The sequence below is a fragment of the Cytobacillus sp. QJM3NY_8 genome, assembly GCF_056173585.1.
On sequence record NZ_CM149681.1, the window covers coordinates 2648167 to 2661816 of the forward strand.

Annotated in this window: 14 protein-coding genes; 4 read left to right on the forward strand and 10 right to left on the reverse strand. The window is 39.0% G+C overall.

The window, feature by feature from the left end; translation table 11 throughout:
- Window positions 1–138 precede the first annotated feature (138 nt).
- A complete protein-coding gene (speD, locus tag AC0VZ9_RS13800; protein ID WP_475397505.1) occupies window positions 139–963 on the reverse strand; it encodes an adenosylmethionine decarboxylase in 825 nt (274 codons plus the stop codon).
- A gap of 235 nt (window positions 964–1198) precedes the next feature.
- Here speD and AC0VZ9_RS13805 point away from each other — a divergent pair, with 235 nt between their 5' ends.
- Complete coding sequence (locus AC0VZ9_RS13805) at window positions 1199–2341, forward strand: CAP domain-containing protein (protein ID WP_284521985.1); 1143 nt, start codon at window positions 1199–1201, stop codon at window positions 2339–2341.
- Between the two features lie 166 nt (window positions 2342–2507).
- Window positions 2508–2936: a cell wall hydrolase gene (locus AC0VZ9_RS13810; protein ID WP_019379782.1), complete on the forward strand. Its 429-nt coding sequence runs from the start codon at window positions 2508–2510 to the stop codon at window positions 2934–2936.
- 181 nt (window positions 2937–3117) lie between these two features.
- Here AC0VZ9_RS13810 and AC0VZ9_RS13815 read toward each other — a convergent pair whose 3' ends face one another.
- The 4 genes from AC0VZ9_RS13815 to AC0VZ9_RS13830 all read right to left on the reverse strand — a co-directional run bounded on the left by AC0VZ9_RS13815 (window position 3118) and on the right by AC0VZ9_RS13830 (window position 6231).
- Window positions 3118–3717: a YdcF family protein gene (locus tag AC0VZ9_RS13815; protein WP_251174557.1), complete on the reverse strand. Its 600-nt coding sequence runs from the start codon at window positions 3715–3717 to the stop codon at window positions 3118–3120.
- A 121-nt stretch (window positions 3718–3838) separates the two neighbouring features.
- The gene (locus AC0VZ9_RS13820) at window positions 3839–4474 is read right to left on the reverse strand and encodes an FMN-dependent NADH-azoreductase (RefSeq protein WP_009334459.1); all 636 of its coding nucleotides are present in this window, start codon (window positions 4472–4474) and stop codon (window positions 3839–3841) included.
- A gap of 188 nt (window positions 4475–4662) precedes the next feature.
- On the reverse strand, window positions 4663–4812 hold the full coding sequence (locus AC0VZ9_RS13825) for a hypothetical protein (RefSeq protein ID WP_009334457.1): 150 nt from the start codon (window positions 4810–4812) through the stop codon (window positions 4663–4665).
- Between the two features lie 189 nt (window positions 4813–5001).
- Window positions 5002–6231, reverse strand: a complete 1230-nt coding sequence (locus AC0VZ9_RS13830; protein ID WP_009334455.1) for a CNNM domain-containing protein — start codon at window positions 6229–6231, stop codon at window positions 5002–5004.
- A 232-nt stretch (window positions 6232–6463) separates the two neighbouring features.
- On the opposite strand from AC0VZ9_RS13830, the gene AC0VZ9_RS13835 reads away from it, so the two are divergent.
- Window positions 6464–7708: a TolB family protein gene (locus AC0VZ9_RS13835; RefSeq protein WP_009334454.1), complete on the forward strand. Its 1245-nt coding sequence runs from the start codon at window positions 6464–6466 to the stop codon at window positions 7706–7708.
- A gap of 48 nt (window positions 7709–7756) precedes the next feature.
- Here AC0VZ9_RS13835 and AC0VZ9_RS13840 read toward each other — a convergent pair whose 3' ends face one another.
- From AC0VZ9_RS13840 to AC0VZ9_RS13860, 5 genes are all read right to left on the reverse strand, one after another.
- Entirely contained in the window at window positions 7757–8452 is a 696-nt protein-coding gene (locus tag AC0VZ9_RS13840; protein ID WP_009334453.1) for an ABC transporter ATP-binding protein, read from the reverse strand.
- Window position 8453: 1 nt separating this feature from the next.
- Complete coding sequence (locus AC0VZ9_RS13845) at window positions 8454–9407, reverse strand: ABC transporter permease (protein WP_034297030.1); 954 nt, start codon at window positions 9405–9407, stop codon at window positions 8454–8456.
- Between the two features lie 35 nt (window positions 9408–9442).
- Entirely contained in the window at window positions 9443–9916 is a 474-nt protein-coding gene (locus AC0VZ9_RS13850) for a nitrous oxide reductase accessory protein NosL (protein ID WP_009334451.1), read from the reverse strand.
- Window positions 9906–11258: a right-handed parallel beta-helix repeat-containing protein gene (locus AC0VZ9_RS13855; RefSeq protein ID WP_034297027.1), complete on the reverse strand. Its 1353-nt coding sequence runs from the start codon at window positions 11256–11258 to the stop codon at window positions 9906–9908. Before AC0VZ9_RS13855 ends, AC0VZ9_RS13850 begins: the two co-directional genes overlap by 11 nt.
- A gap of 131 nt (window positions 11259–11389) precedes the next feature.
- Complete coding sequence (locus AC0VZ9_RS13860) at window positions 11390–12451, reverse strand: multicopper oxidase domain-containing protein (protein ID WP_475396348.1); 1062 nt, start codon at window positions 12449–12451, stop codon at window positions 11390–11392.
- 331 nt (window positions 12452–12782) lie between these two features.
- Here AC0VZ9_RS13860 and AC0VZ9_RS13865 point away from each other — a divergent pair, with 331 nt between their 5' ends.
- Window positions 12783–13613 (forward strand): undecaprenyl-diphosphate phosphatase, encoded by an 831-nt coding sequence (locus AC0VZ9_RS13865; RefSeq protein ID WP_217024726.1) that lies wholly within the window; start codon window positions 12783–12785, stop codon window positions 13611–13613.
- Window positions 13614–13650 lie beyond the last annotated feature (37 nt).

The window sequence follows — 13650 nt, forward strand, 5'->3', positions numbered from 1 at the left end:
TTTGTGCCGTTAATGTATGTACATTTATTAAAAGAACCAGGAGAATATAAACTTCTCCTGGTTCTTTTAATGTTCCCCGCCATCTGGTACTATTTGGTTTTGGTTTAATAGAGGCCGATTAACTGAGAGCCTTCAGGATCACTCTGATAAAGATCCGGGGTTAATATTTTTTCCGTAAAAAATTTCGTCCATCTCCGTTGTAAGCCGCTCAGTGATCTCTTCAGCTTCCTTAGGATCCAGCTTTTCCTTCGTGTATCCGAATAAATAATTATCTAAGTCAAAATCCCTTATTTTACACTTTGTGTGAAAGGTATGTGCCTGATAAATATTCACATCGATCATATCAAAATCTTCTTTTACTTCTTCAGGAATATAATTTTGGATTGAACTGATGTCATGGTCGATATAAAGTTTTCTTCCGTCCGTGTCCCGTGTAAATCCCCTGACTTTGTAGTCGATTGTCATGATGTCCGTATCAAAGGAATGGATGAGGTAATTAAGGGCTTTTAGCGGGGAGATTTCACCGCATGTGGATACATCAATATCGGCCCTGAATGTGCTGATTCCTTCGTCCGGATGATATTCAGGATAGGTATGGACGGTAATATGGCTTTTATCCAGCTGCATGACTACATTATCAGGCAGCGGGCCAGGAGATTCATCATAGGATTCATCCGGGACTTCCACTACCGGTCCTTCAGATACCAGGACGGTCACACTTGCACCTTGTGGGACATAATCCTGCTGTGCCACATTTAAGACATGGGCACCAATGATGTCGGAAACATTTTTTAATATTTTTGTAAGCCGCTCCGCACTGTATTGCTCATCAATATAATCTATATAGGCTTCACGCTCTTCCCTCGTCTTTGTATAACAGACATCATACATATTAAAGCTTAGTGATTTCGTCAAATTATTAAAACCATGGAGTTCAATTCTTTGTTCCGGTGTTAATTTCAACATGCTTCCCCCTTTGCAGCAGCTATGCATCTGTTCATTTTTATAATTATGTTACCCAAACTATCCTTTTAAAAACGGAAAATATCTAATCACGCAGCCAAAAGAGTTAGAGAATATGGTAAACAGGGTAGAAAAATAAGGAAGGCATCAATATTTTGCAATTCCGCATTTTTAAATCTTATAATGAATGGGCATACCTTTGATAGGGGTTGAAAGGTATATGGGAGGAGATTTATTGAGGAAGTTTTTATTTATTTTTATCCTGTTATTTATCGGTTTCGCCTTTTCACAGCCTGAAGGGAAATTGGCAGATGAATCTAGTTCAGGAACTGTAATTGATAACATAAAATCTGATATTCAGCTTTTTAAAGACAGTGAAGAAGTGCTGGCTATAATAAACGGTGTGATGGAAGAGGCACAAAACTGGGCAGATGAATTCCTTCTTACAATCAGGCAATATACCGGCGATAAAAATCATACACCAGAGGATAAAGCCGAAAAGCCGGTTTTAGAAGCCCCAGAAGAGCAAACCTTTTCTATTCATAATATAGAAATAGGCGATGACAAGTCTGAAATCGAGAGCAAGCTTGGCTCCTCGAAACGTTCCTCTGCAAATGAATTTGGAACAGACTGGCATGCTTATCATGATCAATATCAAAATTTTGTAATGGTCGCTTATGACAAGCAAGAGAAAGCTGCCGGCATCTATACAAATCAGGATTTGATTTCTTCATCAAAAGAGATTGCCTATGGAACGCCAAAGTCTTCAGTTAGGGAGCAGCTTGGAGAACCGCTGGACAAAATGAGAAAGGGATTTGTTATCTATCAGCTCGAAGAGAATCGGGATTATGATCTATACGAATTGGATGGGAATTATGTAACCATATTCTATGATAAGCATCGTGACAATACGGTAACTTCAATACAAATAATCAGTAAAGCACTTGAAGAGCAAAAAGATTCCTTTTATGCCAATGCCAGCAGCTCTCTAAAGGAAGGATTTGAATATCAGCTTTTCGATATTACAAATGCCGAGAGAGTAAATCACGGAGTTCCCGTTATGGAATGGGATGATACTGTTAAGGAAACGGCGCGAAAGCACAGCAGCGACATGGCGCAGAACAATTATTTTGATCATACCAACCTGCAGGGCCTATCCCCTTTTGACAGAATGCAGGCGGATGAAGTTTCATTTATGGTCGCCGGGGAAAACCTTGCTTCCGGTCAATTCAGCAGTATCTTTGCTCATGAAGGATTAATGAACTCACTTGGCCACCGCAAAAATATTCTGCGTGCCGATTATGAATTTTTAGGTGTTGGCGTTGCTTTTAATTCAAAGTCACAGCCTTATTATACAGAAAACTTTTATGCAAAATAAAAGCTCCCGCTTCTGCAGGAGCTTTTTTTCGTGTCTGTTATAGTTGTTCCCCTCTAAATTATTATGTTCCTCAGCCTTATGGCAAAATCCCGCATTTAACCTTTCCCCCCTTGAGTGCATACCATATATCAGCCTATATAAAATTAGGGAGACGAGGGTGATACAGATGGCAGTTGTGAAGGCACGTGAACAAGATATAGATTTGCTGGCCCGCCTCCTTCGGGCTGAAGCAGAAGGGGAAGGCCAGCAGGGCATGTTAATGGTGGGTAATGTGGGAATTAACAGAGTCAGGGGCAATTGTTCGGATTTCATTGGAATTCGTACTATACCTGAAATGATTTATCAGCCGCATGCTTTTGAAGCTGTCCAGAAAGGCTATTTTTATCAGAGGCCAAGAGAAGTGGAAAGAAGACTCGCACGGAGGGCTGTAAGAGGGGAACGGATTTGGCCGGCCAAATTTGCTCTATGGTATTTCAGGCCTCCTGGGGATTGTCCAGCTACATGGTATAATCAGCCTTTAGTAGGAAGATTCAAGCTTCATTGCTTTTATGAGCCAACAGCGGAAGAATGCGAGAACATTTACAATACTTTTTAAGAAAAGCGGAAGCGCCTTGCCCACTAAAGGATCGCAGACAAAGAACGCCACGTCCTGTGGCAACATCTGCATGACCCCCATCCTGGGGGCCTCCTCGAGGGGGTGGGCAAGGTGCTAGTAAGTTATCGACGTTTAAAAATTATCACTGCTACTTAATTTTGGCGGGGGTTAGTCCGGGAGATTAGATTTCCAAATCCATTAGAATGCCCTTTTTCACGTAGTCAATTATTTTCCGGGCTTCATCAAATGCTCTTTTTCTCCCATAAGGATCCTGCATCCATTGTTCCTTCCCTGTTGCACCATCATCAGAACATACAAGAGAATAGTGAATCCACTTCGGCATATACGTCAACAATGTCATGTGCAGCCTTCTCATATGAAAAGGAGCAGTCACAATGATAATATTGGAGATATTCTCCAGCCCGCACATCCGATCCATAACCAGCATCGAGGCAAGTACATTTTCTTTCGTATGAAGAGAGATATTTTCAATGAAAAGGTCTTTTGGAGGAATTCCGAACCCTATTGCTTTTTTCATAAGCATTTCTGCTTCAGTCAATTCATGTCCAGACCACCTTACACCGCCGGAGAAAAGTAATTTATTTGCCCTGCCTTTTTGATAAAGTCTGATGGCTTCAGGAAGACGATATTCTGCTGCCTTGCTGCTTCCTGGCACAAAGATCAAATCCCCTTTTTGAAGATTATCCTCAATGCCATAGTACAGAAGCCTGGATATATCATTTTCACTTAAATGACTGGGGCTGAATTCTGAGATTTTCACACATCTCCCTCCCTTTCACCCTAGCTATATTTACCTTTATTATACTATTCATCACGGACAAGAGCTCTTCCTACACATGCCTAGAAAAAAATAAAAAGCAGCGGAATCCGCTGCTTTTAGTTTAGAATGTTTTCGCTTTGTCTTTTGCACGTGCAATAGCATCTGCTTTGATTTCTTCGGCTTTATCAGGCATTGCGTTGTGCCCTTCCACAAAAAGTCCTTCAAATGAAGGGACACCGAAGAATTGCATTAATACTGTCAAATAGCGGTGACCCATTTCCATCTCTGCTGCAGGTCCTTCGGAATAAATGCCTCCGCGAGCCTGGATGTGAATCGCTTTTTTATCAGACAATAATCCAATTGGACCTTCTGCCGTATACTTAAAAGCTTTGCCGGCTACTGCCACAGAATCAAGATACGCTTTCATTACTGGAGGGAACGAGAAGTTCCAAAGCGGTGTAACGAAAACATATTTATCGGCTGCAACGAATTGTTCGCTTAATTCGGATAAGCGGCCTACTTTCGCCTTTTCATCTTCTGATAGTTCCTCAAAACCTTTGCCGGACTGAAGTTTACCCCATCCGCTGAATACATCCACATCAATTTGCGGGATATTTTCCTTGTATAAATCAATATGAACTACTTCATCATTTGGATTGGCTTCCTTGTAGGAATCAATAAAAGCCTTTCCTGCTGCCATACTATATGACACCTTATCGTCATGAGGGTGTGCTGTAATATACAAAACTTGAGCCATAATTCAATCACCTTTCCATTTTGAGTTGACATTTTAGTTTGAATCAGAAATAAAGTATGTATTCATCTGCAGTATGAACATTTTTATTCTTAATCCGAGATAATCATATTCAAAATAAAAAAGAAATTCAAATTATCTGCTCATGCTTATCCATCAAAAATAAAAAAGACCCACTACGGGTCCTCCCATTATTCTTGTTCTTCAGTTGAGTATGGATTGGTTCCGATATTTTTTCTCATTTCGTCTGTCAGTTCAAAAGGAATGCTTAAACTTGCTTTATCATCTTTTTCATAATTGATTTGCACACTTCCATCATAATGGAATGGCTTATTTTCCATGCGAAGATCACTCCTAATAGTTTGTTTTAATTTATTATATACTGAAAAGGACCTATTTTGTCAGAAAAATATAAAAATTATATCTTTATTTTCCTGCTTCTATTGTCCCCATTGAACATCCATTTTTATTCTGATTTCTTAAAAAATAAAAAAGCATTATTTCCAATAGGAAATAATGCTCAAATTTCATCAGGGCGTCTTTTTCTTGATTTCCACCAGTTTAAGCCTGTTGTCTTCAATTGATTTTATTTCAAAATGCAGGTGATGATAATCCAGCGTTTCCCCTTCTGCAGGAAAATGACCTATTTCTTTCAATAAGAATCCGGCAAGGATATCCTCATCTTCAGGGATTTTTGTTTTAAAAGCTTCATTAATTCTGCGGATTGAGAGTTTTGCGTGTACAATAATATGGTTTTCAGTTAATTCATCAATAAGGATTTCGCTGCCTTCATCCGTTTCATCCTCTATTTCCTGCCCCAGCATGGCTTCAAGAATATCTTCATGTGAGATGATCCCTTTTGTTCCGCCATATTCATCAAGAACGATTGCGAGGTGCTTCCTTTCTTTCATCATCATTTTGAAGACCTTGTCTATGCTATGAAATTCATATACAAACAAGGGCTCCAGGTCAGTAAAATCTTTCAATGTTTTTTCAGGCTGACTGGACCAGGCGAGCAATATTTTTGAATGAAATACTCCGACAATATTATCCATATTGTCTTTATATACTGGATACCTTGTAAAACGGTTATTCATTACAATATCCTTTGCCTCTTCTATTGTCGCGTCATAAGGAATTCCTTCAATTTCCATTCGAGGGGTTTTCAGTGCGTCGCTGACATCTAAGTTATAAAAATCAATGATCCCTTTAATTCGTTGTGTTTCTTCTTCATGGAAGGTCCCTTCGCTTGTAGCGATATCAACCATGGTAATGAGCTCTTCTTTTGATACAGAAACAGAATCTGCCTGATTTTTAGAAAGGAATTTAATGATGCCTCTAGTGAATTTGGATATTAAAAAAGTGACCGGCTTTAAGATAATCATGAGGACTCGAATTACAGGAAACACTAGATAGGCAATTTTATCGGCAAAGCTTGCAGCAACTGATTTTGGCAGAACTTCTGCAAATAAGATAAGTGCTACAGTCAAAATACCTGTTGCCACACCCACGTTAAATCCGTAATCAAGCGCAATGATGGTAACCAGTGTAGGCAACATGATATTTGCAATATTATTGCCGATTAAAATTGAAGTAATCATCTCATCAGGTTTCGAGACAACCTCTAATATTCTTTGCGATTTCTTATCGTTGTTATCAGCTCTGGATTTTAATTTCATTTTGTTAACGGCAGTCAGTGCCGTTTCACTTCCCGACAGGAAAAAAGACATAAACATAAAAAACATAATAGCAATAAACAAATTTGGTTTCCTCCATTTTTTATATACATTCATTTGTAATTGTTTTTACCCAATTTGCACACGCAAAAACTGTGCCTTGCAAAATTGAATAATTATCCATTCATTATAAGGTAAATGAAAGCTTATCGAAAATAATAAGCATTTTCGAATAGGCTGAACCTATTTCAATAAAATAAGTCTCTTTGCCCATAATATACTTTGAGCAAATTACCTAAAGGAAGAAGGATAAGATATGCGCAAGGTTTTTTTGATTCTTTGGTGCTTCCTGTTTATTATTCCGTCAGCTGCATGGGGAGATACGGGAGAAAATAATGTGCAGGCAGCTTTTATACGCAATGGCTATTTGTGGTTAAAAACAGGAAATATCGAAGAACAGATTACAGCTGACCCTGCTAAGTTCAATCATACGCCAAAGTGGTCCTATGACGGCCAATGGCTTTTATATGAAAAGGAAGCCAAAGAACTGCCTTCGATTGAAAAAAGCACAGAGATATGGGTATACAATGTAAAGGCAAAAAAGCATATAAAGATCTTTCAAGGTGGCGGGAATGCTAAATGGGCACCGTCCGATAATAAGATTGCTTTTACCAGCAACAGTGTTTTAAATATTTCAGATTTGAAAGAATTCCATAACGTAACTTTAGGAGTAGATGATTTTAATTGGTATCCTGACGGAAAAGGCTTTATTGTGTCTTCAAGCGCTGTCTTAAGGCCTGATGGCTGGACAAGTCCCATCCTATATAAGGTTCAGCTGCCGAACGATCTTGAAAAGCTAAATTTGACCGATTACGTTGAACCTCTTTTCACGATTCCTAAGGAAATTGGCAACGGCAAAGCTTCCATTATGTCCATTAATGCAACCACATTTAAATTTTCACCAGATGGAAAATGGATCTCATTCATTGTTAATCCAACTGCATCATGGTCCATGGACAGTGATATGGTCTGTGTCATCTCTGCAAATGGAAAAAATTTTGAAGTTCTTGATGAGATGATCCTTCATTTGGACGTCCCTAAATGGGCACCCGGCAGAAATTTATTGGGCTATATTGCTGGCGGGGGCAGAATTGTGATGGGCTTTAAAAACAAAAAATTGAAGGTGACTGAATTGCCTGCTTTTAAAACCATGAACCTTACACCAGCAAAATCTGCGGAAATGGGCTTTACCTGGGTGGATAATGAGAGGCTGGTTGCATCACGGGTGGATGAAAGTGAATGGTCCAATGATCCTCAGAGGCGGCCCGAACCAACACTTTGTTTGATTCAGCTAAACAAGACCCAGCAAACCAGAATTACCTATCCCAAAAAAACAATTGGGGATTATGAACCTCTTTATATTAAGGATGCCCGTAAATTAATATGGGTCCGAAAAAAGCTTGCCCAGCAAAAAGGAGATTTATGGATTGCAGATCTCAACGGTAAAAATGCGAAGGTGTGGGCAAAGGATGTTGAACAATATTCGTTTTATGTAAAATAAAAAGCTGGCCAAAAAGCGGTTCCTAATTGGAATCGCCTTTTGGACTTATCATGATAGCTGTTCATTCTTGTGAATGAAAAGGAATATTTCTTCCAATGAGGTGCATCCGTATTCCTTATACACCTGTTTAAGTGCTCCATAGAATTTTAACTTCCCATTAAATAAAATGACTACCTTGTCTGCGATCTCAATGGCGTCTCTCATAATATGACTGCTGACAATGATTGTTTTATTCTGCTCTTTCAGTTCCTTTATTATTTTTTTTAGCTGAATTACCCAATAGGGGTCCAATCCGTCTGTCGGTTCATCGAGGATATAAATGTCCGTTTCCGCAAGCAGACACTGAGCAAGATTAAGCCGCTGGGACATCCCTTTTGAGAATCCTCCAGCTTTTTGGTTCCGTTCGCTCCACAGGCCTGTTTTTTGTAATACCCATTTGATGGATTCCTTGTTTTTATTTAGAAATCGCCTGTAATAATCAAGGATTTCGTAAGGTGTAAGTTCAGATGGGAAAATCAATTGGTCAGGCATGTAAGCAAATGTTTTTTGCTGTTTCGAATGGAATACGACACCTCCTTTGGTAGGACTATCAACGCCTGTAAGCATTTTAATCATCGTACTTTTTCCGGCTCCATTCCCTCCGCACAAAACAATACATTCCCCCTTTTCAATGTGGAGATTCAACGGTGCCAATGCTGTCTTTTTTTTATATGATTTGGATAAATCCTTCATTTCCAAAATCATTTTACACACCTCTCTTCGTTAAAAGCCGGGCTGATGTTATGAAAGTTATAAAAATAATGAGGATAATGGATAATGTCAGGGCAAGTGTGAGAGATCCATTTGCTCCCCACTTCTCGATCATTAAGTATTCCGGACCAAATACATATTCGGAATTCAGTTTTGAAATCGACCAGACGCGAACGGATTCCACAGGGTTTAGAAGGATTAAAAAGAATAGACTGATTTGCTTCAATGAATAAGGAATCCACCCGGTGACTGAAAAGATGATGAATTCATATACAAACACCATAATGATCCAGAAAATGATTGCTGCTGACAGTCCTTGCATCCTTGATTTGGAAATTGCTCCTATCAGTAAAGATACTGCTGAGAATACAAGGATTAAAAACATATTAACCAATAAAAATACTTGAAAAATATGTGCTGCAAAGGAACTGCCCGCCAAAGAGTAAATGAAGCCGAAGAGACCATATGATAGGCCTATCACAAAGAATAATGAGAGAACCAAAGAAAGGAATTTACTGATCAGGTAATATCCTGAAGATTCATGATAGGTTCTGTATAAGGATAATCTTCCATTTTCTTTATCGGCAATAATGGAACTGCCGCCAAGGATCATACATATAATGGGCAGCATCCAAAGAGAAAGATTCATCAGCATGGCAATTGAACGATTGTAGGCAGACTGGCTAAAATCGGCCGTATCCCCCTCTTCCGGCTTTATTTCTTTGAGGCCGTAATATTCCGGGTTAACACCCATGGTTTCGATATTGGCATTCACACCTTCCAGTCCATAGGAAACTTCAGCGGGTTCTGAATTGACAGATTGAAGACCATACAAGTAAAGAAGGCCTGCCAGAAAGAAAAAAAGAATCATAAAATTTAAAAGCCACCTGCTTCTTAACAGCAGCCGAAGCTCATATTTAGTCATAGAATACAATAGTTTGGGATTCATATCGTTTCCTCCTCATGCTGAGGGAAAATTAAGCTTTAATGGCTGTGTTTCATTCCTTCTCCTTTAAAGCTCTTAATATCTGCTTTTAGAAGCTCATCTTTCGAATACGCTGTACCTCCGTTTTTTTTCTGAAATTCCTCGGCTTTTTCTAATGATTCAAAGGCTGCAATTCCATAGCTCATGGGACTTTCTATATGGCCGTTCTGTATAAAAGAGCTTGTTTCAAACGATATCCATTCCCTGCTGAGATAATCATGCACAAAGGCAGCATCATATTCAGGATTCTCAGTCTGTATATATTGAGTCATGCAGCCAATGTCATCGAACAAAATAGGCTCCCCGCTTTTCAAAATGAGCTGTGCTGCTGACTCCAGCTCTGCAATACTCATATTGCAGTTATCGCAGCTATCACGATTCTGTTTAATTTCTGTCGGTTCCGTCGCTGAGGATGAGCAGGCACTTAACAATATCACCAGAATCGCCATTAGGAGAATAGTTCTATATTTCATTGTGCTTCCTCCCAAAATTAAATATAAGCAAACTTGCCAAAGTGATCAGGAAAAAGAATAGGATTATAGGAAATTCACGTCTATGATTGATATGATTTTTTTCTGAAATGAATTTTTTCTGTTTCACAGGCACAGGTTCAGCAAGCGGCGATTCATCTATGATAAATGCTTGTGATGGAATCGGGGTGTATTGTTCAATCATATTCCATAGCTCTACGGTTGGACTTTGATAAAAGACCTGCAATAAAGGCTCATCATCTGCCATCTGATAAAATACATCTCCGCTTTTATAGGCAAAGTCCACTTTATGGTCATTATCCAAATTTAATAAATGATGATCATCAAAATAGTTTCCATAATTGTCTTTACTGAATAGATTCCTGTTATCTTTTTCCGAGATGACTTGTCTTGTATTCCCTGAAAAATTATTTAAATAAATGGTATTATCATTTGAATTCTTCCCAATTTCAAGTCCGGTATCATTTCTCAGAACATTGTTAAATTCAAGTCTGTTTCTTTTTGCATGTTCAAGAATAATCCCTCTGAAATTGCCTTTTACAATATTGGAGGATATTTTGGAATCGAATGTGTCATAAATAAAAATTCCTGCTCCGTCAATCTCTGTATTTTTAAAGAAGTAGTTTTCAAGTATAAAAACTTCATAGCTTTGCATGATCATAAGGCCGTTGATGCTTTCGGTTACCTGATTGTCAGCTATTAATATATTTCGCGAATCCATCGTGTGAACGCCATACCGTGCTTTAAACATGATGTTTCCTGTGACTTCACAAAAATCTGAATAGGACACATAAACACCATCCTGTGTGTGATAGAAGTAATTCTCCTTTACTGCAGTATTGGGTGCTTCAACTAAATAAATGCCAAAGCCGCTGTGCCGATTCCTGCCATGGAAGCTGGTAATGAGGTTATTTTCAAACCTGTGTCCATAGGAATTCCTTGCATAGATGCCGTGAAATACATTTCTTAGGGCAATATGATGGAGATAGGCACGGTCTCCTTTCACATATATTCCAGCATTCTGTGATCCGCTTCCCTCCACTTCCAGATTTTCCACAATGACATCATCTGCTGCAATCGTCAGCACATGGCCTTTTTCTGTTCCCAATATTCTTGTTCCTTTATCCCCAATTATGTGAACCTTTCTCTCTATAAGTATGTTTCCTTCATATATTCCGGATTGTAATTTTATGACTGATACCTGTGGGTCTGACAAGGCCGCTTTCAGCTCTTTTGATGAAGCTGCTGTCATTTCCTGAGCGGAAGCTTTTCCGGCAAGGATCAAACTTAAAAATAATAGGAACCATCCGATCTTTTTATACACTCAGCGCTCACCTGCCCGGAAATATGATTTCTGGCCGCCGCCTATTAATTCTAAATAGACCGCCGGAAAAAGGATTCCATTTTTAATTTGTATCTTGTATAATTTATTTTAAGTTGAGTTTTAATTTATATTTAATGGCTCATTGTAGCCTTACCGTCGTCTTCTCCGGTCTCAGTTACCTTCAGGATGGCGACGGCTCCTTTTTGTGCATGGTTAAACTGATGAGTAACAATTGGATAGCTGCCTGCCTTGGTAACTGTAAATTCCACTACTGCACCGCCGCTTGCCGGGAGCATGACCGTTTGGAGACCTTTATAGCGGTTATAAGGGTTGCCATCAATGTAAACATCATCGAACACAGTACCCACCACATGGAAAGAGCTAACTTCATTTGGCCCTACATTATTTATATATATCCTCACCTTATCCCCTACTTTAGCCAGAAGCGGATTATCCTTAAGTGTGAACGTATCCCCATTAGTATTAGGGTCTCCTTTTTTTAAAGCTTTTGTGGAGAAAACCACATGACTGGGAACGCCGTTTGTAAAATCCTCCAGATCGTTGTACTTATACCACTCGTTTTGAATAATTGTATATTCTCTATCAATCTCTTTATCAGTCGGATAGCCGTCTTTAGGCTTTACAATTATAGTTCCGTGCATTCCATTTGCTATATGTGATAATACCGGTGAAGTTCCGCAATGATACATAAACACCCCTGGTTTATTTGCAGGATAACTGAATGTTCCCGTTTCATCTGGCTGAACGTTGGAGAAGTCTTTTGAAGGAGCTGCGTGTACAGCGTGAAAGTCCATGCTGTGCGGTATTGCCGGATCCATGTTTTTTAAGGTGAAATTGATTGTGTCCCCTTCATTAACGACAACTACAGGACCTGGCGCTTCACCATTAAACGTCCATGCTTTATAGAATTTTCCTTTGTCGATTTCAATATCCGTGATTTGGGAAGTCATTTCTACATTTACTTCTTTTGGCCCGACTCTATCAATTTTCAATGGAATGGGCTCCTGATTTAAGTCTCTATGCGGTGCGATTGCCTCGGGCTGAGCTGTTTCTGCTGCCAGAACCTTTTCCTCAGGCTGAAGGGAACTTTCCGGTGATGCCCCCTGGCTGCATCCCGATATTAACCCTATGCCTATAGCCGAAGTAAGCAGATATTTTACTCCTTTTTTCATCTTGATTTCCTCCTTATAATTGATTGGTTTATCTGCTTTTATCATATGGTAAATATGGACCGATTTTGGTGATTTTTCTCACAAGACTTTGAAATTCTGTGAAGAGTTTGTGAATTAGTGATCACTTTTCTATTGTTTAAAAGGATAGTTATTACTTTAATCGCCAGGTGTTTCAATCATGCCGGCTCCATAAGTGCGTCTCAGCTAATTAATGGACACTTTACATCTATATTACTTTGTAAAAAATTGTTCCTATCTATCTTAAATGGTTTATAATCATTAAATGGAGTTTAGTTGAATCAGATAGAATAGAAGGAGAATTAATTAAAAGATGGATTTTATTATGATTTTAAAAGCGATTATTTTGGGATTTGTTGAAGGAATGACGGAGTTTGCTCCAGTGTCATCTACTGGACATATGATTATTGTGGATGATATGTGGCTCAATACAAAAGAGTTTTTGTCAAAATATGAAGCTAATACTTTTAAAGTTGTCATTCAGCTCGGTTCCATTTTAGCGGTTGTAATTATTTTTAAGGAACGGTTCATGGAAATGCTCGGTCTTGGGGGAAGGAGCAAAAACTCTGAAGAAAAACAGAGCCGTCTGAAATTGTCTCAAGTGATTGTCGGATTAATTCCTGCCGGGATTCTTGGCGTTTTATTTGAGGATTATATTGATGAACACCTGTTTTCAACTGAGACAGTACTGATTGGCTTGGTAATTGGTGCATTTCTGATGATTTTTGCTGATATTTTTGGAGGCAAAGACCCGAAAACAGTTTCAGTTGATCAAATCACCTATAAACAGGCTCTATCTATTGGATTGATTCAGTGCTTCTCACTTTGGCCCGGGTTCTCACGTTCAGGTTCAACCATTTCAGGCGGCGTGCTGCTCGGCCTGTCACACCGTGCTGCAGCTGATTTTACTTTTATCATGGCTGTGCCCATCATGGCTGGCGCGAGCTTTCTATCCTTAATAAAAAATCTTGAGTACTTTTCAGTCGATGCGCTTCCTTTCTTTATTGCAGGCTTCATCAGTGCATTTGTTTTTGCCTTGATTTCAATCCGCTTCTTTTTGAAAATGATCAATAAAGTTAAACTTATTCCTTTTGCCATTTACAGAATTGTACTTGCAGGGGTTATATATTTCATATTCTTTTAAAAAATGAACCCGGGCCTTTACAGCCCGGGTTTTGTTT